General features: G+C 72.5%; 27 protein-coding genes and 1 pseudogene. 12 read left to right on the top strand and 16 right to left on the bottom strand.

Annotation, left to right across the window (positions count from 1 at the left end):
- Positions 1-9: 9 nt before the first annotated feature.
- Complete coding sequence (locus tag BLV96_RS46140) at positions 10-282, bottom strand: hypothetical protein (protein ID WP_086679811.1); 273 nt, start codon at positions 280-282, stop codon at positions 10-12.
- Between the two features lie 156 nt (positions 283-438).
- On the opposite strand from BLV96_RS46140, the gene BLV96_RS46135 reads away from it, so the two are divergent.
- Positions 439-1,107 carry a class I SAM-dependent DNA methyltransferase gene (locus BLV96_RS46135; RefSeq protein WP_086679861.1) on the top strand — a complete coding sequence of 223 codons (669 nt, stop codon included), beginning with the start codon at positions 439-441 and terminating at the stop codon, positions 1,105-1,107.
- Here the strand turns inward: BLV96_RS46135 and dapA are convergent.
- Positions 1,055-1,930, bottom strand: coding sequence for a 4-hydroxy-tetrahydrodipicolinate synthase (dapA, locus tag BLV96_RS46130; protein WP_086679809.1), 876 nt, complete (start codon positions 1,928-1,930; stop codon positions 1,055-1,057). The genes BLV96_RS46135 and dapA overlap by 53 nt on opposite strands.
- Before the next feature lie 73 nt (positions 1,931-2,003).
- Here dapA and BLV96_RS46125 point away from each other — a divergent pair, with 73 nt between their 5' ends.
- Positions 2,004-2,891: a LysR family transcriptional regulator gene (locus BLV96_RS46125; protein WP_086679807.1), complete on the top strand. Its 888-nt coding sequence runs from the start codon at positions 2,004-2,006 to the stop codon at positions 2,889-2,891.
- Here the strand turns inward: BLV96_RS46125 and BLV96_RS46120 are convergent.
- From BLV96_RS46120 to BLV96_RS46105, 4 genes are all read right to left on the bottom strand, one after another.
- Positions 2,875-3,453, bottom strand: coding sequence for a UbiX family flavin prenyltransferase (locus BLV96_RS46120; RefSeq protein ID WP_086679805.1), 579 nt, complete (start codon positions 3,451-3,453; stop codon positions 2,875-2,877). The genes BLV96_RS46125 and BLV96_RS46120 overlap by 17 nt on opposite strands.
- Positions 3,450-4,760 carry an MFS transporter gene (locus BLV96_RS46115; RefSeq protein WP_086679803.1) on the bottom strand — a complete coding sequence of 437 codons (1,311 nt, stop codon included), beginning with the start codon at positions 4,758-4,760 and terminating at the stop codon, positions 3,450-3,452. The genes BLV96_RS46120 and BLV96_RS46115 overlap by 4 nt, the downstream gene beginning before the upstream one ends.
- A gap of 21 nt (positions 4,761-4,781) precedes the next feature.
- Positions 4,782-6,104 (bottom strand): MFS transporter, encoded by a 1,323-nt coding sequence (locus tag BLV96_RS46110; RefSeq protein ID WP_244180970.1) that lies wholly within the window; start codon positions 6,102-6,104, stop codon positions 4,782-4,784.
- A 341-nt stretch (positions 6,105-6,445) separates the two neighbouring features.
- Positions 6,446-7,210, bottom strand: coding sequence for an IclR family transcriptional regulator (locus BLV96_RS46105; protein ID WP_086679799.1), 765 nt, complete (start codon positions 7,208-7,210; stop codon positions 6,446-6,448).
- A gap of 111 nt (positions 7,211-7,321) precedes the next feature.
- On the opposite strand from BLV96_RS46105, the gene BLV96_RS46100 reads away from it, so the two are divergent.
- From BLV96_RS46100 to BLV96_RS46075, 6 genes are read left to right on the top strand one after another with little or no spacing between them, the layout of a single operon-like run.
- Positions 7,322-7,897 carry an SRPBCC family protein gene (locus tag BLV96_RS46100; RefSeq protein ID WP_086679796.1) on the top strand — a complete coding sequence of 192 codons (576 nt, stop codon included), beginning with the start codon at positions 7,322-7,324 and terminating at the stop codon, positions 7,895-7,897.
- Positions 7,897-8,781: an FAD binding domain-containing protein gene (locus BLV96_RS46095; RefSeq protein WP_091390419.1), complete on the top strand. Its 885-nt coding sequence runs from the start codon at positions 7,897-7,899 to the stop codon at positions 8,779-8,781. The genes BLV96_RS46100 and BLV96_RS46095 overlap by 1 nt, the downstream gene beginning before the upstream one ends.
- A complete protein-coding gene (locus BLV96_RS46090) occupies positions 8,738-11,062 on the top strand; it encodes a xanthine dehydrogenase family protein molybdopterin-binding subunit (RefSeq protein ID WP_086683766.1) in 2,325 nt (774 codons plus the stop codon). The genes BLV96_RS46095 and BLV96_RS46090 overlap by 44 nt, the downstream gene beginning before the upstream one ends.
- Positions 11,059-11,538, top strand: coding sequence for a (2Fe-2S)-binding protein (locus BLV96_RS46085; RefSeq protein ID WP_086683763.1), 480 nt, complete (start codon positions 11,059-11,061; stop codon positions 11,536-11,538). Before BLV96_RS46090 ends, BLV96_RS46085 begins: the two co-directional genes overlap by 4 nt.
- Entirely contained in the window at positions 11,535-12,305 is a 771-nt protein-coding gene (locus tag BLV96_RS46080; RefSeq protein ID WP_086683761.1) for an alpha/beta fold hydrolase, read from the top strand. Before BLV96_RS46085 ends, BLV96_RS46080 begins: the two co-directional genes overlap by 4 nt.
- Positions 12,302-13,750, top strand: coding sequence for a UbiD family decarboxylase (locus BLV96_RS46075; RefSeq protein ID WP_086683759.1), 1,449 nt, complete (start codon positions 12,302-12,304; stop codon positions 13,748-13,750). Before BLV96_RS46080 ends, BLV96_RS46075 begins: the two co-directional genes overlap by 4 nt.
- Here BLV96_RS46075 and infA read toward each other — a convergent pair.
- The 4 genes from infA to BLV96_RS46055 form a co-directional block, all read right to left on the bottom strand.
- On the bottom strand, positions 13,747-13,968 hold the full coding sequence (gene infA / locus BLV96_RS46070; RefSeq protein WP_086683757.1) for a translation initiation factor IF-1: 222 nt from the start codon (positions 13,966-13,968) through the stop codon (positions 13,747-13,749). The genes BLV96_RS46075 and infA overlap by 4 nt on opposite strands.
- The gene (locus tag BLV96_RS46065) at positions 13,958-14,740 is read right to left on the bottom strand and encodes a GNAT family N-acetyltransferase (protein ID WP_086683754.1); all 783 of its coding nucleotides are present in this window, start codon (positions 14,738-14,740) and stop codon (positions 13,958-13,960) included. Before BLV96_RS46065 ends, infA begins: the two co-directional genes overlap by 11 nt.
- 175 nt (positions 14,741-14,915) lie before the next feature.
- Positions 14,916-15,527 carry a TMEM175 family protein gene (locus BLV96_RS46060; RefSeq protein WP_086683752.1) on the bottom strand — a complete coding sequence of 204 codons (612 nt, stop codon included), beginning with the start codon at positions 15,525-15,527 and terminating at the stop codon, positions 14,916-14,918.
- Between the two features lie 84 nt (positions 15,528-15,611).
- Positions 15,612-17,117 carry a phosphodiester glycosidase family protein gene (locus BLV96_RS46055; RefSeq protein WP_244180969.1) on the bottom strand — a complete coding sequence of 502 codons (1,506 nt, stop codon included), beginning with the start codon at positions 17,115-17,117 and terminating at the stop codon, positions 15,612-15,614.
- 244 nt (positions 17,118-17,361) lie between these two features.
- Here BLV96_RS46055 and BLV96_RS46050 point away from each other — a divergent pair, with 244 nt between their 5' ends.
- Together BLV96_RS46050 and BLV96_RS46045 are read left to right on the top strand one after the other, a co-directional pair.
- Positions 17,362-18,027, top strand: coding sequence for a hypothetical protein (locus tag BLV96_RS46050; RefSeq protein WP_143051141.1), 666 nt, complete (start codon positions 17,362-17,364; stop codon positions 18,025-18,027).
- A gap of 13 nt (positions 18,028-18,040) precedes the next feature.
- A complete protein-coding gene (locus BLV96_RS46045) occupies positions 18,041-19,813 on the top strand; it encodes a GMC family oxidoreductase N-terminal domain-containing protein (RefSeq protein WP_086683743.1) in 1,773 nt (590 codons plus the stop codon).
- Between the two features lie 66 nt (positions 19,814-19,879).
- Here the strand turns inward: BLV96_RS46045 and BLV96_RS46040 are convergent, their stop codons facing one another.
- Genes BLV96_RS46040 through BLV96_RS46030 form a run of 3 tightly spaced genes read right to left on the bottom strand, consistent with a single transcriptional unit; the run spans position 19,880 to position 21,701 of the window.
- Entirely contained in the window at positions 19,880-20,485 is a 606-nt protein-coding gene (locus tag BLV96_RS46040; RefSeq protein ID WP_086683740.1) for a DUF3618 domain-containing protein, read from the bottom strand.
- Positions 20,482-20,910 (bottom strand): phage holin family protein, encoded by a 429-nt coding sequence (locus BLV96_RS46035; protein ID WP_091390416.1) that lies wholly within the window; start codon positions 20,908-20,910, stop codon positions 20,482-20,484. The genes BLV96_RS46040 and BLV96_RS46035 overlap by 4 nt, the downstream gene beginning before the upstream one ends.
- Positions 20,910-21,701, bottom strand: a complete 792-nt coding sequence (locus tag BLV96_RS46030) for a hypothetical protein (protein ID WP_086679500.1) — start codon at positions 21,699-21,701, stop codon at positions 20,910-20,912. The genes BLV96_RS46035 and BLV96_RS46030 overlap by 1 nt, the downstream gene beginning before the upstream one ends.
- 135 nt (positions 21,702-21,836) lie before the next feature.
- Here BLV96_RS46030 and BLV96_RS46025 point away from each other — a divergent pair, with 135 nt between their 5' ends.
- Positions 21,837-22,280 (top strand): DUF2243 domain-containing protein, encoded by a 444-nt coding sequence (locus tag BLV96_RS46025; RefSeq protein ID WP_208608516.1) that lies wholly within the window; start codon positions 21,837-21,839, stop codon positions 22,278-22,280.
- The gene (locus tag BLV96_RS46020) at positions 22,277-23,056 is read left to right on the top strand and encodes a cytochrome c oxidase assembly protein (protein WP_086679496.1); all 780 of its coding nucleotides are present in this window, start codon (positions 22,277-22,279) and stop codon (positions 23,054-23,056) included. The genes BLV96_RS46025 and BLV96_RS46020 overlap by 4 nt, the downstream gene beginning before the upstream one ends.
- Here the strand turns inward: BLV96_RS46020 and BLV96_RS46015 are convergent.
- The 3 genes and pseudogenes from BLV96_RS46015 to BLV96_RS51095 all read right to left on the bottom strand — a co-directional run.
- The gene (locus BLV96_RS46015; RefSeq protein WP_086679494.1) at positions 22,998-24,980 is read right to left on the bottom strand and encodes an APC family permease; all 1,983 of its coding nucleotides are present in this window, start codon (positions 24,978-24,980) and stop codon (positions 22,998-23,000) included. The genes BLV96_RS46020 and BLV96_RS46015 overlap by 59 nt on opposite strands.
- A 108-nt stretch (positions 24,981-25,088) precedes the next feature.
- Positions 25,089-25,913 (bottom strand): MerR family transcriptional regulator, encoded by an 825-nt coding sequence (locus BLV96_RS46010; RefSeq protein WP_086679492.1) that lies wholly within the window; start codon positions 25,911-25,913, stop codon positions 25,089-25,091.
- Positions 25,891-26,046, bottom strand: a pseudogene (locus BLV96_RS51095) (SRPBCC family protein); the annotation flags it as partial. The gene BLV96_RS46010 and the pseudogene BLV96_RS51095, both read right to left, overlap by 23 nt.

The following is a 26,046-nucleotide window of genomic DNA, read 5'->3' as shown; positions in this document are numbered from 1 at the left end:
AACCTTCTTTCAGCCGTAGACGATGCGCCGCAGCTGGCGCTCGGACAGGACGGGCGCGGCCACCAGCCGGCCGCGGAGCTCGGCGGCGATGAGCGGGAAGATCTCGGCGTTCTTCCGGCCCTCGGCCTGCAGCTCGGCGTGCCGGCGGCGGACGTGGTCCTCCGTGGGTGTCCGGTAGTAGGCGAGGACGTCGTCGACGACGCGGGCGGCGATCCCCGGCGGGAGACCGGTGGACGCGGCCACGCGCTCGACGATGTCGGTCTCTGCCACGTCGGCCATCATGCCCCGATCGTGTCGCAGACTTCAAATTCTTGCCCGAAATCGGGCAAGCTTTAATGGTTGGACAGTTTCAGGGGTGGCGGCGAGGCTGGCGGTGTGCGTCAAGAAGACATCTGGGACGTCGAGGCCGCCGACCGCTACGACACGCCGGGCCGGGGGATGTTCGCCCCGGAGGTCGTGGACCCGGCGGTCGACCGCCTCGCCGCGCTGGCCGAGGGCGGGCGCGCGCTGGAGTTCGCGATCGGCACCGGCCGGGTGGCCGTCCCGCTCGCCGCGCGAGGCGTGTCCGTCACGGGCATCGAGCTGTCCGAACCCATGCTCGCCAAGCTGGCCGAGAAGGCGGCTATTCCGGTGGTCGTCGGCGACATGGCCACGGCGACCGCGCCGGGCGAGTTTTCGCTCGTCTACCTGGTCTTCAACACGATCGGCAACCTGCTGACCCAGGACGAGCAGATCGCGTGCTTCCGCAACGCGGCCCGTCACCTGGGCCCGGGCGGCCGGTTCGTGATCGAGCTGGGCGTCCCGGAGCTTCGCCGGCTGCCGCCGGGGCAGGACGCGCTGGTGTTCACCGCGGAGTCCGGGTACGTCGGCGTGGACACCTACGACACGGTGCGCCAGCACCTGGAGTCGCACCACTTCACGTTCGGCGAGGGGCGGCAGGCGCGGGTCAGCCGCTGCCCGCAGCGCTACATCTGGCCGGCCGAGCTGGACCTGATGGGCCGGCTGGCCGGGTTCGAGCTGGAGTCCCGGCACGCGGACTGGACCGGGGCGGAGTTCACGACGCGGTCGCCGTCGCACGTGTCGGTGTACCGGCTGCCGTCGAGCTGACCTCGACCAGCGGGAGCCGGACGCTCGCGTGCGGGATGACGCCGAGTTCGGCCAGCATCGCCTTGGCCGCCGTCGCCCCCGGACCAGAGCGCATGATGGCCTCCACCAGGGGGATCAGTGACCGGTTGATCGCCCGAGCCGACTCCAGGTCGCCGCGGTGGACGGCATCGATCAGGGCCGCGGTGCGGTCCGCCGCCACGTTGCCCACGACGCTGACCACGCCCGCCGCGCCGGACGCGAGGTACGGCAGGTTCAGCTCGTCGATGCCGCAGTAGTACGCGAGTCCCGTCGCCGCCATGACCGTCATCGCCTCGAACAGGTCGCCCTTCGCGTCCTTGACCGCCCGGATCCGGGGGTGCGCGGCGAGTTCGGCGAGCGTCGCGGGTGTCATCGGGATGCCGGCCCGCGCCGGGACGTCGTAGAGCATCACCGGCAGCTCGGTCGCGTCGGCCACCGCGAGGCAGTGGGCCACGACGCCGGCCTGCGTCGGCCGGGAGTAGTAGGGGCAGACGAGCAGGAGCCCGTCCGCGCCGGCCGCCTCGGCGTCGCGGGCCCGGCGGACGCTCGCGGCGGTGTCGTACGTGCCGACGCCGGCGATCACCCGGGCCCGGCCGGCGGTCCGTTCCACCACGCTCCGGACCAGCCCGGCGGCTTCGGGCTCGGTCAGGGTGGGGGACTCGCCGGTCGTCCCGCCGGCGACGAGGCTGTCGCAGCCGGTGGCGAGCAGGTGGTCGACGAGGCCCGCGAGGCCGGGTTCGCTGATCGCCCCGCCGGGCTCCATGGGGGTCACCATCGCGACGAGGTTGGTGCCGAAGTCGGTCATGACGTCGAGCTTGCCGGTGACGACTGATGCGGTCCAGCGATGCTTTTTTGGCAATATTGCGTAGCCTGGCTTGATGATCGAAGTCGGAGCGCTGCGAGCGTTGCGGTCGGTGGCGGCGCTCGGCACCCTGGCGCGCGCGGCCGACGAACTGGGGTTCACGGCGTCGGCGGTGTCGCAGCAGCTCAAGCGGCTGGAACGGCAGGTCGGAGTGCCGGTGCTGGCGCCGTCGGGCCGCGGGGTGGTGCTGACCCCGGCCGGTCAGGCGATCGCCGACGCGGCGCCGTCGGTGTTCCAGGCGCTGGAGCGCTGCGCGGAAGCGGCCCAGTCGGTGTCGGAAGGAGCGCCGCGCGGCACGCTCCGGGTGGTGGCGTTCTCGACCGCGATCCGCGGCCTGCTGGCCCCGGTGCTGCGCGGGCTGTCGGAGCGCTGTCCGGACCTGCGCGTGCAGATCACCGAGCAGGATCCGGACGAGGCTTTGCGCAGCGTCGACGCGGGAACGGCCGACCTGGCGCTGGTCCACGACGCCGACGGGCTGCCGGCCCCGGCACCGGCGTCGTTGACGCAGCGGCTGGTGCACACCGACGTCGGCGACGTGGTGCTGAGCCGCACGCACCCGCTGGCGTCGGCCACCGCGCCCCTGGACCGCGTCGACCTCGCGGGCCACGCGTGGGTGACCAGCCCGCCGGGAACCGTGTGCCACCAATGGTTCCGCCGCCTGTTCGCGGACGCGCCGGAGGAGCCGGACGTGCGTCACCTGGTCGACGACTTCGCGACGCAGCTGGCGTTGGTTGCGTCCGGGGAGGTGATCGCGTTGATCCCGCGGCTGGCGCGGCCGCCGTTGGGGGAGGACTTGGTGGCCCGGCCGTTGCGCCGCCAGCCGAAGCGGGAGGTCCACGCGGCGTGGCGGCGCAGCGCCGATGACAGCCCGGCGATCCGGGCGCTGCTCACCGAGCTCGGTTGAGGTTCCCCTCCCACGCCGGTGGGGCCAGGTCGGTCACCCCGACGCGGGCCAATGCCCGCCGGGCCGTGTGGTCCACGATGTCGTCCACTGTGGACGGGTGGGGGTAGAACGCCGGGACCGGTGGGGCGATGATCGCGCCCGCTTCGGCCGCCGCCGTCATCGCGCGCAAATGCCCCACGTGCAACGGGGTTTCGCGTACCATCAGCAGCAGCGGGCGGCCCTCCTTGAGGCACACGTCCGCCGCGCGGCTGACCAGGTCGTCGGTGTAGCTCCAGGCGATCGCCGACAACGTCTTGATCGAACACGGGGCCACCAGCATCGCGTCCACCGGGAACGAGCCCGACGCGATGGACGCCCCGATCTCGCCCGGCCGGTGGTGCACCGTCGCGAGTTTTCCCAAGTCCGACGGCGAAAGCCCGCACTCGTGGCGCACGGTCACCGCGCCCGCCTTCGACAGGATCAGGTGGACCTCGACGTCCGGGCGGTAGGCCAGCAGCTCCAGGATCCGCACGCCGTAGCCCGCGCCGCTGGCCCCCGTGATGGCGACGACCAGCGTGGTCATTCGATCGCCTCGATGCGCCGGCCGGTCTTGTCCGGCGCCGCGATCGCGAGCACCGCCGCGGCGACCGGGCCGACGATGCCGAGCGCCAGGGCAAGCGGCACCGTGCCCGCCAGCGACAGCGCGACCAGCGGGAACAGGCCCGCGCCGAACCCGCGGCCGGCGTAGTAGGACAGGTTCGACCCGCTCGAGCGCACGCGCGTCGGGAAGAACTCCGCCATCCAGATGCCCAGCACGCCGAACCCGCCGCTGCCGCCGGCGCACATCATCAGCGCCCAGAACGTCGGGTACGCCCAGAAGTCCGTGCCGATCTTGGCCGAGCCGCTCACGACGAGGCTGAGGAACCAGCCGAACCCGAGCACGCCGAACACCGCCGACGCGAACATCGCCCACTTGCGCTTGAGGACGTCGGACAGGATTCCGGTGAGGGGGTAGGTGATCCCGGTGACGACCAGTCCCAAGAGGACGATCAGGCTCGCGGTGCCCAGCGGCACCTTCTCCACCTTGATCAGGAACGTCGAGAGGTAGGAGATGAGCGAGTTCGTCGTCAGGAACAACGCCGTCGCCAGCGCCATGAACAGGATCGTACCCAGCGCGTAGCCGCCGCGGAACACGTCGAACAACGGGACCTTGGTGCGCCGCAGCTCTTCCGGCACCCGCCCGGCCTTCAGCTCGCGCTGGTAGAGCAGCCACTGCTCGGACTCGGGCAGCAGCACCGCCGACGCCACGCCGATCACCAGCGTCGCGACGCCGATCAGGACGTACCCGGTGCGCCAGCCGCGGTCCTCGCCGAACGCGACGAGGCACGCGTACACCACGCCCTCGGTCAGGATCTGGCCGACGAAGTACATCGCCTGGATCGAGCCGCCCATCATGCCGCGCTTGCGCGTCTTCCAGCACTCGGCGAACATCGAGAACGACAGCCCGAAGAGGCCGCCCATCCCGACGCCCGCGAGCAACCGCGTCAGCAGGAACACGAAGTAGTTCGGGGCGAGCCCGCCGAGCAGCGCGGCGACGCCGAACGCGAGCACGGACCCCGTGTAGGTCCACCGCCGGCCGTAGAGGTCGCCGAGCCAGCCGCACAGGATGCCGCCCGCGATCGAGGCGAACCCCTGCAGCGTCGCGACCTGCACGATCTGGATGGTGCTGACGTGGAAGCTGTCGGCCAAATAGGACAGTGGGTAGCCGACGAGGTTGAGCTCGGCGCCGTCGAAGAGCGTGCCGAGGAAGGCGAAGAAGAGGATGCGGCCGGTCAGCGGGCGTGCCGAAGTGAGCCCACCGGCACCGGTGGGCGTGCGCAGGGTCGACAAGGAGGTTCCCCTTTCCGGGGATCAGTCGGGCAGCTTTTGGCCCCGGGTCTCGGGGCAGAACGGGGCGACGACGAGACCGAGCACGTAGATCGAGCCGACGGCGGTCGCGGCGACGCCGTACCCGCCGAGCTTCGAGATGATCGCTCCGGCGGTCAGCGGGCCGAGGAAGGCGATGAACCGCGCGGCGTTGAACACGAACGCCGCGCCGGTCGCGCGCAGGTGGGTGGGGTAGAACTCGGGCAGCCACACCGGCATCCAGGTGTACTGGCCGAGCGTGAAGAAGCCGTTGACGACGAGCACGACCACGATCAGGCCGAGGCTGTGCGTCCACAGGAACAGCACCGGGGTCAGGACGAGCGAAGCGGCGAAGTACAGCAGCACCGCGGGTTTCCGGCCGACCCGGTCGGCGATGAAGCCGAAGGCGATGTACCCGGCGATCGCGCCGGCGTTGTAGATCATCCCGGCGCCGCTCGCCCACGCGGTCGCGGACTGCCCGGAGCCGGCGGCGCGCGAGGCGACGTAGGCCGGGACCCAGGTCGAGATGCCCCACCAGCCGAGGGTGGTGACCAGGGACATCAGCGAGCCGAGGATGGTCAGCCTGCGCAGCTTGGGGTCGACCAGGATCTGGCGCAGGGTGAGGCGGGTGAACGACTTCTCGTGCGCGGTCAGCTCGCCGTCCCGCTGCTTCAGCTCGCGGCGGCGGCGGTGCGCGCTGGTCCACGACTCGGACTCGGGCACCTTGCGGCGCAACCACAACGCGAACAGCGCGGGCAGCACGCCGATGAGGAACATGTACCGCCACGAACTCGGCCCGAGCGGCGCGATGAAGTACCAGCACGCCGAAGCGACGAAGAACCCGAGCCCGAGCCCGCACTGCATGAGGCCGGCGGCCTTGGCGCGCGCGTGCGCGGGCCAGGTTTCGGCGACCAGCGAGGTGCCGGTGCCCCACTCCGAACCGAGCGCGAAGCCGGTGATGAACCGCAGGACGAGGAACGACGTCCACGACCAGGAGACCGCGGTGAGGCCGGTGAAGGCGGCGTACAGCACCATCGACGTCAGCAGGGCCTTGCGCCGGCCGAAGTAGTCGGCGAACACGCCGCCGGCGATCCCGCCGAAGCCCCAGCCGAGCAGGGTGACGGCGATCGTGGCGCCGGTCAGGAACGACACCTGCGTCGCCGGGGCGCCGGGCTCGAGTGTCCTCAGGACGAGACTGGCGGTCAGGATGAGCGCGTACGTCTCGAAGCCGTCGAAGAGCCAGCCGAGGTTCGCGGCGAGCAGGGACCGCCACTGGGTGCGGTCCAGGGTCTTGGCCCAGGGTTTCCGGGCGAGCGCGACCTCGGACACGGGATCTCCTTTCCGGGCCGCCATGGGCCGGATCTTGTCCTCCATCGAGGACATCGAGTCCTGCTGGCGGGAACGGTAGGCCAGCCGAAGTCGCAGGTCAAGGCGCGGCGGGAGTGGTTGGCGCGCTTTGAAACCGCAAATGCGGAGCGAAGTTAAGATCGGCTCCGCATTTGCGGTTGCTTCGAGGCTGAAGGGCCACAATAGCGGGTGCGCGTCGGTCGGCTGGGCGGTGACTCCCGTGGTCGCGGCGGCTGGGCGATCCCGTGGCCGGCTGGACGGTTCCGCGGCTGGGCGGTGACCGCCGCGGCCGCTGCCGGCCGGACGATTCCGCGGCCGGTGGCCTACTCCGCGGTCTTCGCCGCGCCGCCGGTGCGCTCGGTGATCCGCAGCCCGCATTCGCGGATCAGGGCGCCGTAGTGATCCACAGTGGACTCGTTGAGTTCCGAGGCGAACGCGAGCGAGCACACGACCAGGCAGACGCGGCCCTGGGCGTCGAAGACCGGCGCCGCCACGCCGGACTGGCCGAGGTCGTACTCGCGGATGCTCTCGGCGTACCCGCGCTCGCGGGTGTCGTCCAGGACCTCGCGCAGCTCGTCGGGGGTCGCGACCGTGTCGGGGGTGAACTCCTCGACACCGAACCGCGCGACCAGCCGATCCACCTCGGCCGGCTCGGACCAGGCGTGGAACGCGCGCATGATGGCCGGCGCGGAGAACGGGAACGTGTCGCCGACGCCGACGGTGATCCGCACGCCCTTGCCGCGGTCGCCCTTGGCCAGCACCGAGTACTCGCCCGTCCCGTGCGGCTGCACGGCGAAGACGACGAAGTTGATCCGCTGGTTGAGGTCGTCGACCTCCTGCTGGACGATCTCCGTCAGCCAGTCCTCGGACAGCCGCGCCATCGCGAGCAGGCGCGGGCCGAGCGACCAGCCGTCGCGGCTGGTGGTCCAGCCGGCGCGCTGCAGGGTGCCGAGGATGTTGTAGCAGGTGCTGCGGTTGAGCCCCAGCTCCTCGATCAGCACCCCGGAGGCCACCGGTTCCGGCCAGTCCCGGGCGATCCGCTCCAGGAGCCGCACGGCGCTGAGCACCGCTGGTACGTCGCTCGTCATCCTCGCCCCTCGTCGTTCTTCCTTCGCGCACGGTAGCCGAGCGGGTTTGCGTGTCGCCAGGACCGTGTTAGTGTCCTCTATATTAGACACCTAGTCCTCTCTGGTGGTCACATGAAGCTCGGATCTTCCTTCCTCGTCCCCGCCGGGCACGATCGCGTGTTCGCGCACTTCCTCGACCCCGACTCGATGCGGGTCAGCGTGCCCGGCTGCACCGAGCTCGACCGGGCGGATGCGAAGCACTACCGCGGCCGGCTCGTCAACGAAATCGCGCACGTGCGCTTCAGCGCCGGGTTCTCCGCGGAGATCACCGAACTGACCGAGCCGGAGCTGGTGCGCGCGCTGCTCAAGGGCGAGGACCACAAGCTCGGCAGCTCCATCAAGATCGACGCGCGGCTCGGCGTGCAACCCGACGGCCCGGACGCGTCCAAAGTGGACTACAGCCTCGACGTCGCGATCTGGGGCCGGATCGGCCGGCTCGGCGAGTCGCTCGTGCGCCGCCGCTCGCAGGAGGTCGAGAAGGAGTTCGTCGCCGCCTTCTCGGAGATCTGCGCGGCCGGTCCGCCGGGGCCGGACAACCCGGGCCTGCGCAGCGTCCTCGAACGCCGGAACGGGCCCGCGCCGGTCACGGAAGCGCCGGTCTCCTGGTGGCGCCGCCTGCTCGCGCGCCTGTTCGGGAAGAAGAGCTGATGCCCGTCTACCACTACCCGGACACGCTCGGGGAAGCGTGTTCGATCATGGCGGCCGGCGAAGACGCCATGGTCTACGGCGGCGGCACCGCCGTCCAGATCCTGCTCAAGCAGGGCGTGCTCTTCGCGTCCGACCTGGTCGACATCGGCGCGGTCCCGGGCCTGGGCGAACTCACCCGCACCAAGGACGGCCTGCGCGCCGGCCCGCTGGTCACGTTGCGGCAGATGGAAACCAGCCCGCTCGTGCGAGAGCTCGCGCCGCTGGCCGCCGAGGTCTACGGCCGGGTCGCCAACCCGCGCGTCCGCAACACCGCCAGCGTCGGCGGCAACCTCGCGCACGGCGACTACCGGCTCGACCCGCCGACCGCGCTGATGGTGCTCGACGCCCGCGTCGAGCTGACGTCGGCGCGCGGCAAGCGGAGCGTGCCCGCGCGCGAGTTCTTCGTCGACTTCCAGCAGACGGCGCTCGAACCCGGCGAGATCATCACCGCGGTCGAAATCCCGCGCCAGCCCGAAGACGCTGGTGCGCACTTCGCCAAGCTGTCCAGCCTGGCGGTCAACGACTGGCCCGCCGCGTCCGCCGCCGCGCTGGTCGTGCCGGCTTCGCGTGGCCGCCGCCAGCTCCGGCTCGGGCTCGGCGCGCTGGCCCACGTGCCGGTGTTCACCCAGTTCGAGCTGGCCGGCGACACCCCGGTCGGCGAGGTCGTGGCGACGGCGAAGGAAGTCGCCCGGCCGCTGATCGACCCCCTGCCGGACGTGCGCGGGGGAAGCGCTTACAAGACGCGGCTCGGCCTGGTGGCCGTCGAAGAAGCCGTGCGAGGTTCCTGGAAGGAGCGAGACGATGAGCGACGGATCCCGTTCCTCGGCCGGCGCCGCCGTCGGTGAGCGGTGGGCCCGCACCGACGGGCGCGCCAAGGTCCGCGGCGAATTCCGGTACGCCGCCGAAGAACCCGTCCGGCCGTGCCTCGATGTCGCCGTCCACCGCGGCACCCGGCCGCACGCGAAGATCGTCGCGGTCGACACCTCCCGCGCGCTCGCGGTCGAGGGCGTCGTCGCGGTCGTCACCGGGGCGGATCTGTTCGCCCTGCTCGGCGACCGGATGATGACCGGGCCCGCGTTCTCCGACCAGCCGTGCCTGGCCGTGGGCAAGGTGCGGTACGTCGGCGAGCCGGTCGCGGCCGTGCTGGCGCACAGTGTCGCGGCGGCCCGCCGGGCGGCCGAGGAGATCCAGGTCGACTACGACGAGCTGGAGCCGGTGCACGACGTCGACGCCGCGATCACCGGAAGTTCGTTCGTGCACGAGGAACTCCGGCCGTCGGCGGTGTTCGGCGACCTCAAGCACCTGCGCGGGAAGCGCGACACGAACGTCAACTACGAGTTCACCCTGCGCCGGGGTGATCCGGACGCGGCGGACGGGACGACCGTGAGCGCCGAGTTCTGGGCACCACCGACCCACCACGTGCCGATCGAGCTGCCGTACGCGGCCGCGTGGCCCGAAGGCGACCGCGTCGAGCTGCTGGCCACGACGCAGACGCCGTCGTACGTCCGCCAGAGCCTCGCCGACCTGCTCGACCTGCCGCTCAACCGGGTCCGGGTGCGGACCGCGCCGCTCGGCGGCAGCTTCGGCGCCAAGATGTACGACCGGCTCGAACCACTGGTCGCGGCGCTGGCGTGGACGCAACGCAAGGCCGTGCGGATCACCGCCACCCGCGAAGAGGCGTTCCTGCTCACCACGCGCCACGGCGCCGCCGTCTCCGGCAGCATGACCGCGGACGAGGACGGCCGGATCGTCGCCGCCACCGCCGACGTCCGGTACGACACCGGCGCCTACGCCGACGTCGGCCCGCGCATCACCGCCAAGTCCGGCATGGTCGCCACCGGCCCGTACAAAGTGGACAACGTGCGCGTGCGGTCCCGGTGCGTCTACACGAACAAGCCGTCCGCCGGGCCGTTCCGCGGCTTCGGCGTGCCGCAGGTGACGTGGTCGCACGAGTCCCTTGTGGACGAACTGGCGCGCGCACGCGGCGAGGACCCCGCCGAGTTCCGGCGGCGCAACCTGCTGCGGGAAGGCGACATCGCCCCCGTCGGCACGCCGATGCACAGCGCGGACTTCGTCGGCTGCCTCGACGCCGTCACCGAAGCCATCGGCTGGGCCGAGCCGCTGCCGCCCGCGGAGGGCCGGTTCGTTCGTGGCCGCGGGGTCGCGGTCGGGATCAAGGCCGTGCTGACCCCGACGATCTCCAACGCGACCGTGCAGCTCAACCAGGACGGCTCGGCGACCGTGCTGATCAGCACCGTCGACATGGGCCAGGGCAGTGACACGATCATGGCGCAGATCGCCGCCGAGGTGCTCTGCCTCGGCGAGGGCCGGGTGCGGGTCATCGGCGCCGACACCGACGTCACGCCGTACGACACGATCACCGCCGGCTCGCGGTCGACCTACCACACCGGCAACGCCGTCCGGCTCGCCGCGGAGTCCATGCGGGACAAGCTGATCGCGCTGGCGGCGAAGCACTTCGACGTCGAGGAGACCGACCTCAAGATCACCGGCGACGGGCTCGTCAGCGCCCAGAACCAAGCCACCGTCAGCATTCCCGACCTGCTGCTCGCGCACTTCGGCGCCCGGGGGACCACGCTCACCGCCGAGGCGAACTTCAGCACGACGTGGCAGCCCTACGACCACGAGACCGGGCAGTCGCCGCAGGTCACCGAGCACTGGTTCGCCGGCGCGGCCGCCGTCCAGCTCACCGTGGACACCGCGACCGGGCGCGTGCACGTCGAGCACCTCGCGGTCGCCGGCGACGTCGGCCGCGCGATCAACCCGGCCCTGGTCGAGCAGCAGCTCTCCGGCGCGGCGATCATGGGCCTCGGGCACGCGCTGTTCGACCAGCTCGTCTTCGACGAGGGCCAGATCGTCAACGGCACCCTGCTGGACTACCAGCTGCCGTCCATCAAGGACATGCCGGACAAGCTGACGCCGATCGTCATCGAAAGTCCCCATCGGACCGGGCCGTTCGGCGCCAAGGGCGTCGGGGAGACCGCGATCATCCCGCTCGCCCCGGCGATCGCCAACGCCGTGCGCGACGCGACCGGCATCCGGATCACCGAGCTGCCGCTCACCCCCGAGCGGATCCTCACCGCGATCACCGAGCAGGAGCAGTCATGAGGGAGATCCAGCTGACCGTCAACGGCCGGCGCCGCCGCCTCGCCGTCGCGGACGACGAGCTGCTGCTCGACGTGCTGCGCCGCGAGTTCGGCGTGACGAGCGCGCGCGAAGGCTGCGGTGTCGGCGCGTGTGGGGCCTGCACTGTCCTGGTGAGCGGACGCAGTGTCTCCAGCTGCCTGACCCGCGCCGCGCGGTACGACGACGCCCGGATCACCACGGCCGACGGGCTCCCGGAGGGCGACGAGGTGGTCGCGGAGTTCGTCGCGGCGCGGGCGATGCAGTGCGGCTACTGCATCCCCGGGTTCGTGCTGATGGCGCACGAACTCCTCGAAGAGAACCCGCGCCCGACCGACGACGACGTCACCGAGCACCTGGAAGGCAACATCTGCCGCTGCGGCACCTACGGCGAGATCCGCACCGCGATCAAGGCCGCGGCCGCCCGTCGCGAAGCCCGCGAAGGAAGGAAGAGCGCGTGAAAGAGCTGCACGTCCACCGCACCGGGACCCGCGGCCGGCCCGTCGTGCTCCTGCACCCGCTCGCGCTCAGCGGCGCGGTCTGGGACCCGGTCGCGGAGTACCTCGGGCAGCGGCACCAGGTCCTCGCCCTCGACGCGCGCGGGCACGGCGAGTCCTCGTGGGACGGCGCGGAGTTCTCGGTGGAGGACATGGCCGCCGACGCGGCCGCCGTCATCGAGGACTTCGGCGCCGGACCCGCGGACGTCATCGGGCTGTCCATGGGCGGCAGCACGGCGCTGGTGCTCGCCGCGAGCCGGCCGGACCTCGTGCACCGGCTCGTCCTCGCCGACGCGACCGCGTGGTACGGCCCGGACAGCGCCGCCGAGTGGGCCCAGCGGGCCGAACGCGCGCTCGGCCTGGACCGCCGCGCCCAGCTGGAGTTCCAGCGGGACCGCTGGTTCGCCGACGCGTTCCGCGCGTCGCGCCCCGACGAGGTCGAGCGCGTGTGCGACATCTTCGTCGCGACGGATTCGAAGGCGCACGCGGCCGCGTGCCGGGCCCTCGGCACCTTGGACGCGCGGGACCGGCTCGGCGACGTCCGGGCCGAAACCCTGGTGCTGGTCGGCGCGGAGGACTACGCGACACCGCCGGCGATGTCCCGCGAGCTGGCGGCCGGGATCGCGGGCGCGCGGCTGGAGGTGCTCGACCGCGCACGGCACCTGAGCCTGCTGGAACGGCCCGACCGGTGGCCGGTCGTCGCCGCGCACTTCGCCGGGGAGCCGTCGTGACGGAACCGCTGCTGAGCCTGCGTTCGCACCTCGACGCCGTCGCCGGCTTCGGGGAGTTGCGGACCGTGCGGGGCGCGCACTGGGACCTCGAACTCGGCGGGATCGCCGAGCTGAGCTACCGGCTGCCCGGGACGCCCGCGGTGCTGTTCGACGAGATCGCCGGCTACCCGGCGGGGCTGCGCGTGCTCACCGGCAGCACCGGCTCGCCGCGGCGGTTCGGGCGGTCGCTGCGCCTGGGCGACGACCTCGACGACGTCGGCGTGGTCGAAGCGCTGCGCGGCAAGCCGTCCCGCTGGGCGGCGTCGGCCCGCGACTTCCCGGTCCGGCCGGTCGAAGACGCGCCGCTGCTGGCCAACGAGGTGCCCGGCGACGAAGTCGACTTGTTGACGTTCCCGGTGCCGCGCTGGCACGAGCACGACGGCGGCCGGTTCATCGGGACCGGCTGCTTCGTCGTCACCAGCGATCCCGATACCGGCGTCCACAATGGAGGCTGCTACCGGATGGAGGTGGCCGACGAAGGCCGCAGTGTCACCCTCGCGGTGGTCCCGGGCAAGCACGGCGACCAGAACATCCGGCGCTGGTTCGAGCGCGAAGGCCGCGCGCCGGTGACCGTCTCCTTCGGACACGACCCGCTGCTGCTGGTGCTCGGGGGAACCGAGGTACCGCACGGGATTTCCGAACTGGAGTACGCCGGCGCCGTGCTCGGCGAGCGCGTCCCGGTCGTCACCGGGCCGGACACCGGGCTGCCGATCCCGGCGGGCAGCGAGCTCGCGATCGAGGGCTGGCTGCGGCCGGACCACCTGCGCGAGGAGGGCCCGTTCGGCGAGTGGACCGGGTACTACACGGGCCTGCGCCGGCCGAACCTCGCGGTGGAGATCACGCGGCTGTACCACCGCGACGACCCGATCCTGCTCGGCGCCCCACCGGGCAAGCCACCGCACGACTACTCGTACATGCGCACGGTGATGAAGTCGGCGATGATCCAGGACGAGCTGGCCGCGTCGGGTGTCCCGGGCGTGGTCAAGGCGTGGGCCCACGAATCGGGCGGCGGCCGGCTGTTCATCGCGGTCTCGCTGAAGCAGCGGTACGCGGGTCACGCGCGCCAGGTGGCGTACCTGACCGCCCAGTGCCCGGCGGCGGCGTACATGAACCGGTACGTCGTGGTGGTCGACGACGACATCGACCCGGCCGACCTCGACCAGGTCGTCTGGGCGATGTCGACGCGCAGCGACCCGGCCGGGGACATCGAGGTGATGAACCGGACGTGGGGCAGCAAACTGGACCCGCTGTCCGTGCCGGGCGAGCCGCCGTTCAGCAGCCGCGCGATCATCGACGCCTGCCGCCCCTACGAGCGGCTGGAGAGCTTTCCGCGGGTGGCGGAAAGCTCCCCGGCCTTCTTGCGGGAGCTCGAACGCAAGTGGCGCGCGGACCTGGCGGGCGACTAGGTGCGGTAGCGGAACAGGATGCGGCCGCGGGCGAGGTCGTACGGGCTCAGCTCCACCAGGACCCGGTCGAACGGCAGGATCTTGATGTAGTTCTTCCGGATCTTCCCGCTGATGTGGGCCAGGACGTGGTGCCCGTTCGGCAGTTCCACCTTGAAGGTGGCGTTGCGCAGGCACTCGATCACGGTGCCCTCGACTTCGATGCCGCCCTTATCCGCCATGGCGCACCAGCTCCAGGGTGCTGCTCGCCCGCCGGGCGCCGACGCTCTCGAACAGCGCCGTGGCCGCCGGGTTGGCCTCGTTCACCTCGGCGGACGCCGTGGGGATTCCCGCCGCGTGCAACGAGCCCAGGACTTCGGCCAGGAGCGCGCGGGCGATGCCGCGGCGCTGCCGGTCCGCGCGGACCGCGATCAGCCCGATCCGCGGCAGCCGCGTCACCTGGACGACCCGGACCAGGCCGACGTACGCCCCGCCCGACACCGCGGCCGCGTAGAGCCCCGGGTCCACGACGGTGTCGCCGGCCGCCCGGGGCAGCACCTCGGCCGGCATCTCCTGCCAGCCGACGCTCGCCTCGACCTCGGCCCGGACCACGCGGTCCAGCTCGCGCAGCGGGCCTTCCGAAGCCGAGCCGCGCGGCACCAGCGTCACACCTGGTGGCGGGACCGCGGTCGGCTGCCGGGTGGGCACCAGGTACTCCCACTCGCGACGGCGGATCGTGAAGCCGGCGCGTTCCCACCCCGCCGTCAGGTCGGTGTGGACCTCGTCGACGACCGTGTACACGGGAGTGGGCAGGTCCGCGAGCATCGCGTCGGCGAGCTGGTCGAAAACCGACCGGTGCCAGGCGTCGACGCTCAGGAAGACGCGCCCGTCGGGCCGCGTGGTGGCTTCGCCGCGGCCGATCACGACGTCGTCGTCCAAGGCGTGCCAATGGCGTGGCGCGACCCGCGTGATCACCACCGCGGGTTCGCCCGATGTGAAATGCGTGGTTTGCATGGGTCTGTACCTCTCGGGAGTGCTCGAAGCGCTCCCGGCGACCCCTACGTCAGTCGCCCGACCGTGACGACGAGGGGAGCACCCACATCGAAACAGCGTTCATGGGGCTCACCTCCCGGCGTCGAGTCACGGTCAACCGGCACGATAGCGGCCCGGCGCCGCCCTGCCCACCGATTTACCGGGCGGTGCGGCGCGCCCGCAGCCACCGGGCGATCCGCCCCGGGAACACCAGCAACAGCAGCACGTAGTAGCCGAGGCCGGGCTGGATCAGCGCCACCACGACCGCGAGCGCGAACACGACCGCGCTCAGCACGTGGTTCCAGTACGTCTCGTCCGACACGGGATCGGCGTCCCCGCGGATCTGCGGGCTGCGGCGGATGATGGTGACCATCGTCGTGTGGCACAGGCTGCTGGCCAGCAACGTCCCCAGGTAGAAGAGCACGGTGAAGCGCTCGGTCCGGTACGCGCCGATCAGCTCGGTGGGGAAGGGCAGCACGACGATCGTCAGCAGCCAGGCGAAGTTGGCGCGCACGAGCGCCGTGCTGTAGTGGCGGACGTGCTCGAAGATGCCGTGGTGGACCGACCAGAACCGGCCGATGACGGCGAAGCTCAGCACGAAGCTGAAGATCTTCGACCAGTTCCCGGTGATGGCGTCCACCGCGGGCTTGTGCTCCGTGACCAGCTCCGGCACCAGGTCCGCGAGCGGCAGGATCAGCAACGTCAACGCGATCGCGACCACGGCGTCGGTGAAGAACACCAGGCGCTCGGATGATTTCTTCTGCTCCACGCGGCCATCCAACACCACAGTTCCGCGTCCCGGGTCTACACCGGACTCGAAGTGCTCAAGGCGGCCGCGCCGGCCTGGCCTGAGTCACCGCCGCGGCAGCACCAGCAGCGCGTCGCCGACCGGGCGCTCGCCCGTCGCGTCGGACGGTGAGCTGACCAGCTTGCCGTCGATCGCCATCGCGGTCGAGCCGCCGCCGTCGAGGTTGATCGCCGTCACCGCGCCCAGCCGCGCCATCAGCTTCGCGCCCTCGATCAGGGAAAGCCCTTCCGCGAAGCCCGGCTGACGCCCGTCGGCGGTGACGACCAGCAGCCGTCCCCGCCGGTCGAGACCGACCATCGTGCGCGGGTTGCGCTTCACGCCCCAGCCGTACACGAAGGACGGGTCGCCCGGGTGCACGATGCCGTCCGAAGCCGCGTCGACCGCGATCCGGCCGTCGCGGACGAGCCACGGGCCGCCGTTGACGACGCCGGCGGGGTGGACCGGGTGGCCGGCCTCGAACATGCGCGTCGTCACCGGCAGTTTCGTGCCGGGCCGCGCGTGCCCGGTCAGCCACGTCGCCGCCGCGCCGATGCCCTGCACGGTGTGCCCGCCGGCGGGCACGTCGCCACCGGCCGGCCGCACCGCCGTGACGACGTCCCGGGCGTCCAGCACGGCCTCGACGCCGTCGCCGGCCGGGGTCGGCGTGCCGAGCTGCGGGGTGAAGAGCACGAGCTCGTCGGCGTGGGTGCACGTCGTGTCGTGCAGCGGCCGGTCCGTCGGGACGTCGCCGGGCTCGCCGCAGTTGCGGACCAGGCCGGGCTTGCGGTTGACGCCGTCGACCTCGCGGCCACCGATGGTGAGCGAGGTCCGCGGGACGCCGATCGACGGCCGGTCGCCGAGCAGCAGCGCGGGCCGTCCGCTGGTGGCCTCGCTCTGCAGGAGGCCCTGGTAGACGCCGATGCCGGCCGGTTCGCCGGGGATGCCGTCGCGCGGGTCGATGACGAAGAAGCCGCCGTTGGTCCCGACCAGTGCGCCCGCGGCCGCCGCGAGCGCCGACGTCGTGCGTCGGCCCGCGACCGACTCGCCGTGCGAGGCCACGACGTCACCGCGGAACCGCCGCGGATCGACGACGGCGACGCGGACGCGTTGCGGCCCTCGCGCTTCCGGTCCGTCCTGGCCGGTCCACTCGACGGCGCCGGTGAAGCCGTGGGCGGTCATGGCGCTCGCGGTGGCGGCGGCCTGCGCGCGGTCGGCGAAGGAGCCGACCCGCACGCGCCAGCCGAGCGGACCCCGGGGGGTGTCGGCGAAGGCGGGCCAGTCGACTTCTTCGGCGCGCGCGGCGAAACCCTTGCCACGTAGGGCGGTCACGAGCGCGTCGGCGTGCTCACGGCTCCCGAGTGCGGACGGCGGCGCGTCCGGGTCGGGGCTCGACCCGCCGGGCACCTGCGTGGTGATGGTCCAGGAGTTGTGGCCGGTCCCTTCGCCGGTGACCGTGGTGGAGACGGTCAGCCCCGGCGCGAGCACGTCCTCGCCGTGAGCTTGGGCCGGGGAGCTCAGCGCGAGGGTGAGCGCGGCGGACAGGGCCAGGGCGAGCGGCATCCTCGTCTTCACGTGAGGCACCGTACCCGGACGGAGTGGCTTGCGCACGAACTTCCGATGTACTCCGGTTGCCGCGTTCATCCGGCGGATTTGTCACGGCACGACGGGCGAAGCGGGGCGGACTCCGTCAGCGGCCACAACCGCGCGGCGGCCGATCGGGTGGTCCGCCCGGAATGACCGGCGAGGCCGCCGGATCCTCCTAGAGTCGTTGTCCACGAACGCAATCGGCGCAGGTACGCGAGACGCGGTGGTGATCATGGCGGTGCCCGGAGAACGGTTCCCGATCGGACGGCGCGCGGTGCTGGGCGGGGCGGCGGCGGTTCCGCTGCTGCTCGCTTTCCGTGCGGCGCCGGCCGAAGCGGCGAGCCTGCCGCCGATCAAGGACGCCTTCGACGGGCTCGTCGCCTTCCTCGTGCCGGGCCGGGACCGGTTCTCCGTCCACCAGGGACGAACCTCCACTTCGGACGGTGGGGTCGCCGCGGGCGCCGGACCCGCGCTGGAGTACGTCTACGACCAGGCGATCCCGTACCCGCTGGTGGGCCGGCCGTTCGACCTGAACCTGCCCGGCGCGGCGGCCGTCGCGGCGATCCTGAACCTCGTCGCGGCCGAGGTCGCGCCGGCCTCCGTGCTGGGGCCGTTCGCCGCGGCGTTCGCCAACCTTTCCTTCGCGGACAAGGTCGAGGTCTTCCGCCGGCTGGAGGAACCGGGACTCGCCGACGGCACTCCCGTGCGCTTCATCCTCGACACCGTCCCGACTCTGGCGGCGTTCATCGCCTACTCCGAGGCGCCGGTGTTCGACCGCGCCACGAACCGGCTGACCGCGGTGCCGCTGGGCTGGCAGCTCAGCGCGTACCAGGGGGTCGGCGAGGGCTGGCCCGAATTCCAGGGCTACTACCGGGGAATCGACCGGGTACCGGACTGAGGAGGACGTCGTCATGCGCGACATCGTGGTCGTCGGGGCCGGCGGCGGCGGGCCCGTCGTGGCCAAAGAGCTGGCCGCCCGCGGGCTCGACGTGCTCGTGCTCGAAGCCGGGGCGCGGCACCTGCGTCCGGAACAGGAGTGGACGCGGCTGGAGGACGACACCAACGACCCCATCACCGGGCGGTTCCGGGTCGGGCCGTCGCGGCGCGAGGAAGCACCGTGGCTGCGGGACTTCCCGCAGAACTCGTTCGTCTGGCAGATCGCCGGCGTCGGCGGGACGACGCTGCACTACTTCGGCAACAACCCGCGGCCGGCCGCCGGCGCGTTCGCCGGGTACGAAGGCGCCGACCGGGCCGAGTACGACACCGCGCACGTTTTCCCGTTCCCCTACGCCGAACTCCGGCCGTACTACGAGTGGTGCGAGGAGACGCTGCCGGTGCGGACGGCGCCCATGGGCACCAAGGAAGCCGTCTTCTTCCGCGGCGCCGAACGCATGGGGCTGACGCACCAGACGTGGAAGGACGTCCGCGGCCCGTCCTACCGGGCGCAGGAGAACGCGATCCTGCAGCCCCAGGGCACCGCGGGCCGCACCGCCGACCCCGCGCGGCTGCTGTTCCCGGAAGCGCGGGGCTGCACCTTCTGCGGGCACTGCTTCCAGGGCTGCCTCGAACCGCGGCGCGCACCGCGCAACCTCAAGGCCAAGCGGTCGACCGACAACTCCTACGTCCCGATGATGCTGACCGCCGACGCGTGGGCACCGGGCGGCCGCGCGGCGGAACTCGTCACCGACGCTTACGTCGTGCGGGTGCTCTCGGAGCGGGCCGGCTCGCGCACGGCGGCCCGCGGGGTCGTCTACCGCACGCCGGACGGCGCCTTGCACACCGTGGAGGCGCGCGTGGTCGTGCTGGCCGGCGGCTGCATCGAGAATCCGCGGCTGTGGCTGAACAGCGGGCTGCCCAACCCCAACGACTGGGTCGGGCGCGGGCTGACCGAGCACCACCTCGACTGGGTCGTCGGCACCTTCGACGAGTACACCGGGGAGTCGAAGGGCGCCGGGTCGAACGCCCGCCTCGACTTCCCCGGCTACGGCGGGGTGGAGAACGTCTGCCTGCCGCCGGCGTTGCAGGCCTTCGCCGTCGCCTACAGCGACGCCGGGATGTCCGGCTACTACGACAACGGCGCGGGCGTCGGCCCCCAGGGCGCGGACACGCTCGGCCGGCTGGTGGGCAACGACCTCAAGGCGGCACTCACCGACGTCAACAAGCTGCTGACCGCGCTGGTCGTCACCGACGACGACGTCCAGGCCGAGAACCGGGTGACGCGGTCGGCGATCATCCCGCCGGACGAGCACGGCCCGGTGCCGCGCGTCGAGATCCGCCACCGCGCCCGCACGGCGCGGACCCGGCGCAACCGCGAGTTCCTCGCCGCGCGGTCGGCCGAGCTGATGCGGCTCGCGGGCGCGCGGAGCGTGCACCGCCTCGACTGGGCGCCGCTGCTGCTCCACGTGCAGTCCAGCATGCGGATGGGGCTCGACGCGGCAGATTCGGTACTGGACGCGACGGCCGAAGCTCGCTGGGTCGACCGCCTGTTCATCGCGGACAACTCGGCGCTGGCCAACGCGGCGGGCGGCGCCAACCCGACGTTGACGACGCAGGCGGTCGCCACCCGGACGGCGGAGAACATCTTCCGGCGCTACTTCGGCGGCGACCCGTGGGTGGGCCGGGAGGCACCGACGTCGTCGATCGACGACCGGGTCACCCAGGCGGTTCTGGCCCGCGGTCTCTAGCGCCCCGATGTGGCCTTCGGTGGGGCCTGACGCAACCGAGGCCACATCGGGGCGCTCGGGGCCGGGTCAGCTCCGGACGTTGTGCTGGGCTTCCTGCGCCCGGTCGGTGACGTCGCCGGTGGCCGACTGGGCTTCCTCCTTCACCGTGGACGCGCTGTCCGCGGCTTCGGACTTCACCGACTCGACCGCCTGCTGCGCCGGCTCGCGCAGGTTCTCCTTGAGCTCCTCCGCCGCGTGCTGCGCGACCGGGGCCAGCTGCTCGCGGGCCAGGTCGGTCGCCTGGCTCGCCAGCTTGCGCTCCGGCTCGCTCGCCGGCAGCAGGGACGACACCAGCCAGCCCGCGCCGAACGCGATCAGGCCGGCCGCCAGTGGGTTGCCCTGCGTGCCGCGGCGGATCTGCTGCGGCGCCTCGGACACCGCGTCGGCCGCGGAGCTCACCTTGTCCTGCGCGGTCGAGGCGACCGAGCCCACCTTGTCCCCGGCGACCGACGCGTGGTGGTCCGCGGTGCCCATCACTCGCTCCTTCGCGTTGCCGAACGCCGTCCGCACGCGGCCGACCCGGCGTTCGACGATGCGGCCGGGGCTGACCTTCTCGGTCAGCGCGTTGACGTCAGTGCTCAGGTTCCGTTGCGTGCCTTCGATTTCCCGGCGGATCCGGTCCGGTTCGGTCATGGTCGTTCGCCTTTCAGTGCGTCCGGGACCTGCTGCAGGGTCTCGACGGTGCGTTCGGGTTTCGGGTTGATGCGGCGGAATTCGCTGCGCCCGGTGGCGTACAGGACCGCGCCGGCGATCGCCCAGACCGCGGCCACGATCAGCGCGGCCCAGCCCCCGTCCATCACGTTCTCGAGGCCCTGCCACAGCGCGACGGACAGGAACAGCAGGACCATGTAGCCGGCGAACCCGGCGCCGCCGAACATGCCGGCGCCCTTGGCCGCCTTCGTGGCTTCGGCCTTCGTCTCGGCCTTCGCCAGCTCGACTTCCTGGCGCACCAGGGTGGAGAGGTCCTTCATCACGTTGGACAGCAGTTCGCCGACCGAGCTGTCGGCGACGTCGACGGGCGGGCTCGCCTGCGGCGGGGGCCCGGGTGGCTGGGTCATCACGGCACCTGCCCGGGCGCGGTCGGGCGGCTGGGCTGCGGGAGGGGCGGCTGCGGCGCGGCGAACCCGCCGGGCGTGGTCGGCGGCGCGTCGAGCCGATCGGCGCCGGGCTGGGGCGCGATGAGGCCGTCGGGACCGACCGGCCCGCCCGGCTGCGGGGCGTTGTACCCGCCGGGCGCGACCGGCGGCGGGTAGCCCGTCCCGCCTGGGCCGGGAGCCGGCGGCACCGGCGGAACCCCGGCGGGGCCCGCGTGCGGCGCCGGGGCGGCGGCCGCCTGCCCGTTCGGCGAGCTGTTTTCCTGCTGCTGGGCGACGACGCCGCGGGTGAGCCGTCCGACGAGGGCGCCGGCCACGGCCGCGCCCACCAGGAACGTCCCGGGACGACGGCGGGCGAAGCGCCGGACCTCGTCGAGCAGGTCACCGGGTTCGCGGTGCTCCAGCCAGTCGGCGACCGACCGCGTCCGGTCCGAAACCTGCCGCGCGACGTCCGCGGCGACGCCGGGGGAGTCGGTCTGCTCGGCCATCCGGTCCAGCTGGCCCGCCAGCTGGTGGAGGCTCTGGGCCGCCTTCCGCTGGCCGTCCTTGGCTTGGGACTCCAGCTGCGCGCGTCCTTCGCGGAGGAGGTCACGCGCCTCGTGCTGAGCGTGCTGGGCGACGTGTTTCGCTTCCTGCGCAGCGGTTTGCGCGACCTCACCGCCGCGGTCCGCGGCCGTCGAGGCCACCTCGCGGGCTTCGTTCTTGGCGGTTTCCGTCGTCGACGGCGGCGACTGGCCGCCGGATCCCTGTGTCATCCCTACCTCCTTGCGGGAGAGGCACTTCCGGTGCCCTCGGCTTCGTTGAGCGGCGGGCTACCCGGGCGGGATCGGCATAAACCGGCGTGCGTGTCCGCGCGAAACCGGGGTAGCCCGGTCACGGAGGTGGTGGGTGTGCCGGAACTCGTCGTCCGGAAGGCGCGTTCGGCGTGGGCGGGGGTGCTCGCCGGGGTCGGTGTCGCCGCCTTCATCGACGAAACGGTGTTCCACCAGCTGCTGCACTGGCACCACTTCTACGACGGCTCGACCACCGACGCCGGGCTGGTCTCCGACGGGCTCTTCCACGCGTTCGGCTGGTTCGCGCTCGTGTTCGGCCTCGTGCTCGTCGCCGACCTGCGGCGCGGCGACCGGCTCTCCGGCCGGGCCCTCGCGGGCGGCGTGCTCACCGGAGCCGGCGCGTTCCAGCTGTACGACGGCACGATCCAGCACAAGCTGCTCGGCCTGCACCAGATCCGCTACGCCGTGGACCTCACGCCGTACGACTGGACGTGGAACGTCGTGGCGGTGGTCCTGCTGGCCGCCGGCGTGTTCTTCCTGCGCCGCGCGAAGACGGCGTGACGGGGCACGGCGGCCCGGCCCCGGCGATCCTGGCCGTGCTGGTGTCGGCGGCCTACGAGCTGGGCGCGTGGTGCCTGCGCGGCCGCGGCGACCGGTGGCCACCGGCGCGCGACGCCGCTTTCGGCCTCGGCGTCGCCGCCGCGATCTTCCCCGCCGCACCCGGGTTCACCGGGCACGTGCTGCAGCACGTCGTGGCCGGCATGCTCGCGCCGCTCCTGTTGGTGCTCGCCCGCCCGGCGACGCTCTTGCTGAGGGCCGCCCCGGTCGCCGTGCGCGGCGGGCTCAAGCCGGTGCTGCGGTCGCGCCCGGCGGCGGTGCTGACGTACCCGCCGGTCGCGGCCGTCCTCGACGCCGGGAGCCTGTGGCTGCTCTACCGGACCAGTCTGTTCACGGCGGCCGGCCGCGACCCGTGGCTGCACGCCTTCGTCCACGTGCACGTCGTCCTGGCCGGCGTCCTGTTCACGACGTCGGTGTGCCGGCTCGACCCGCTGCGCCACCGGGTCGGCCTCGGTCCGCGCGCGGCCGCGCTGGTCGGTGCCGCGGCCGCGCACGCCGTGCTGGCCAAGTCGCTCTTCGCCACGCCGCCGCCGGGCACGGCCTTCACCGTCGCCGACCGCCAGGCCGGCGCCCAGCTCATGTACTACGGCGGCGACCTGGTCGAACTGGGTCTGGCCCTGGTCGTCGCGCGGAGCTGGTACGCCGCCCGCGGCCGGGCCGTCAGCCGCCGACGTGGATACCCGGGCGGCGGGCCGGGTCCTTCTCCGCGCTGCGGATGATCTCCCGGACCACCGGCGCCGTGTCGCCGCGGCCCAGGATCAGGTACCGGAACAAGTGCCCGAGCGGATTGCCCTCCGCCCACTCGAAGTGGCACTGCGGCCGGACGCCCGTCACGTCGCGCAGGGCCAGCAGGATCGCCGCGATCGCGTTCGGTGCCGCCGGGCTGTCCGCTCGCAGGATCCGGTACCCGTCGATGTCCACGCCGCGCACCTTGAGCACGTTCGCGAACTCCGAGGGGTCGACCACGTCGATCTCGAGGAAGAGCACGTCGGCCGCGCCGGGGACCGGGTTCATCGAGCGCTGCTCGGCCTCCTTCGCCGAGTACTCCGCCTCGTCGCCGCCCTGGCGGCGGTTGGCGATGATGTGCAGGTTTCCGTCGTGGGCCAGGGAATCCGTGATGAACCGGCGCGCTTCGGAGTCGAACTCGATGTGCTCGGCACGCAGCTCCGTCGTGCGCGAAACCCGCGACACCAGCGAAACGATGACGATGCCCAGGATGAACAGCGCCGAGATGGCGATGCCGTCCGGCTTCTCGATGACGTTCTCGACGAGCGCGTACAGCAGGACCAGCGTCAGCACGAGGAACCCGATCGCCGCGCCGCGGTGGTGCCGGCGGATCGCCGAAATGCTGACCGCGACCGAACCCGACACCATCATCGCGAGGATGCCGGTCGCGTACGCCCCGGCCTGCGCGTTGACGTCGGCGCCGAACGCGACCGTGATCAGGATGCTGATCACCGTGTAGACGATCACCACCGGCCGCACCGCGCGGCCCCACTCCGGGGCCATGCCGTAGGACGGCAGGTACCGCGGGACGATGTTGATCAGCCCGGCCATCGCCGACGCGCCCGCGAACCACAGGATCAGGACGCTCGAGATGTCGTACGCGGTGCCGAAGATCTCGCCCAGCTCGTGGTGGGCGAGGTAGGCCATGGCCCGGCCGTTGGCCTCGCCGCCGTCCTTGAACGCGTCCGCCGGGATCAGCACGGTCGTGACGAAGCTGGTCGCGATCAGGAACACCGACATGATCAGCGCGGCGACGGTCAGCAGCTTGCGCGTGTTGCGGATGCGCGACTCGAGCTTCTCCTCCGGCGTCTTCCCCTTCGCGGCGACCAGCGGCATCATGCTGACCCCGGTTTCGAACCCGGACAGGCCCAGCACCAGCAGCGGGAACGCGATCACGGCCGGTCCGACGACGCCGCCGAACCCGCCGCCGCCCGAGGTCAGCGCGTCGGTCCAGCGGGAGAGGTCCGCCGAGTCGCCGAGCAGGTCGAAGACGTTGACGACCGTGACGATCGCGTTCAGCAGCAGGAAGACCGCGACGAGCGGGATCGCGACGCCGACGGCCTCGCTGAAGCCCAGCAGGAAGACGCCGCCGAGGATCAGCAGCAGCACGACGGTGATGAGCACGGCGTGGCCGTGCAGGAAGCCCGGCAGGTACGGGTTCTCCAGCATGTGCACGGTGGCGTCCGCCGAGGACAGCGTGATCGTGATGATCCACGACGTCGCGACGAACCCGAGCAGCGTGAGCACGAACAGCTTCCCGCGCCAGAACGGCAGCAGGTCCTCCAGCATCGCGACCGAGCCCTGGCCGCGCGGGCTTTCGTGGGCGACCCGGCGGTACATCGGCAGCATGCCGAGCAGCGTGAGCGCGACGATCAGCAGGGTCGCCAGCGGCGAGAGCGCCCCGGCGGCGAGCGCGGCGATGCCGGGGAGGTAGGAGAGCGTGGAGAAGTAGTCGACGCCGGTCAGGCACATGACCTTCCACCAGGCCTGCGGGGTGCCGTGGTCCTCGCCGCCCTGCCGGCCGACGGGGGCGACGCGGTGCTCCAGCAGCCACCGGGCGAGCCCCGACGTCGGTGGCTTCGGCGGCACGGGGCTGTCGACGCTCGCCGGCACCGTCACCTCGGGTGAAGCACCCATCCTCGTCCCCTCATCGCCGGACAACTCCGGGCACAAGGATGCCCGACGAGCGATGGGCGGTCCGCGCAGGTGGGTGACGTGCGGCGCTTGAACGCCGTGCAAGCGCGATCAGCCTGGTCGCTCTTCGAGACAGCGCAATGCGTCGCCGAGAGTTGCCGGGCGCGCCGCTCTTCCGGTGCGACGCGGCCAGCCGGGCCCGGCCAAGACGAGCCGGGGGACGCGCAGCCGGCGAGGAGGTTCCGCCGCGCGGCTCGCCCACAGCACCACGGCTGCCGGGTGCGTGCGGGCCACCGCGTCCCGCAGCGCCGGGTCCGGAATGGACCCGCCCAGGAACAGCGCCGTGCGGCCGTGCTCGGCCAGTGCCGCGCGCAGCACTTCCAGCGGCAGCGTGTGCCGCTCGCCGTCCACGCAGGCCAGCAGGACCGTCGGCGACGCGCCGCCCGGCGTCGGGACGCGGTGCATTGCCGCGGCGATGGCCCACGAGAGCCCGTGCACCAGGTCGATGCACCGGTCGCCGTCGAGGGCATCCAGTGCGGGGCGGCAGAGCTGTTCCCACGTCCGTACGACGTCGTGGCCGCTCAGGTGGGCGTCCAGGAGCGCGGTCGCGGTGTCGATCTTCAGCTGCCGGACCGCGGTCAGCAGCGTCGCGATGTCGGTGCCGCCGGCGTGGAACGCGCGGGCGGCGGCGGATTCCGCGCCGAGCCCCTGGTCGATCAGGTGCTTCATGCGGAGCAGCGCGTCGACGTCGGCCCGGCCGTAGCGGCGGTGGCTTCCCGTCTGGGGGGTGCTGAGCCGCAGGTCGTAGCGGCGGTGCCACGCGCGCAGCGTCGACGGCGGCAGGCCGAGCATGCGCGCGACCGCCCCCGCCGTCCAGGTGACGGCGGGGGCGGTCGACGGGGAAGCCGCCGGCTCAGGTCCCGGGCCGCTCGACATCGCCGCGCCACGCGCCGGTTTCGCGGCCGCCGCGCTCCTCGATGAAGGTCTTGAAGCGGCCCAGGTCGCCCTTGACCCGGCGGTCGAGGACGCCGAGCTTGTCGGCCACGTTCTCGACGAAGCCCTCGGGGTC

It is taken from the genome of Amycolatopsis pretoriensis (assembly GCF_900107925.1).
Lineage (GTDB): Bacteria > Actinomycetota > Actinomycetes > Mycobacteriales > Pseudonocardiaceae > Amycolatopsis > Amycolatopsis pretoriensis.
The sequence above is the reverse complement of the archived record's forward strand: the minus strand, read 5'-3'. Positions and strand labels throughout refer to the sequence as shown.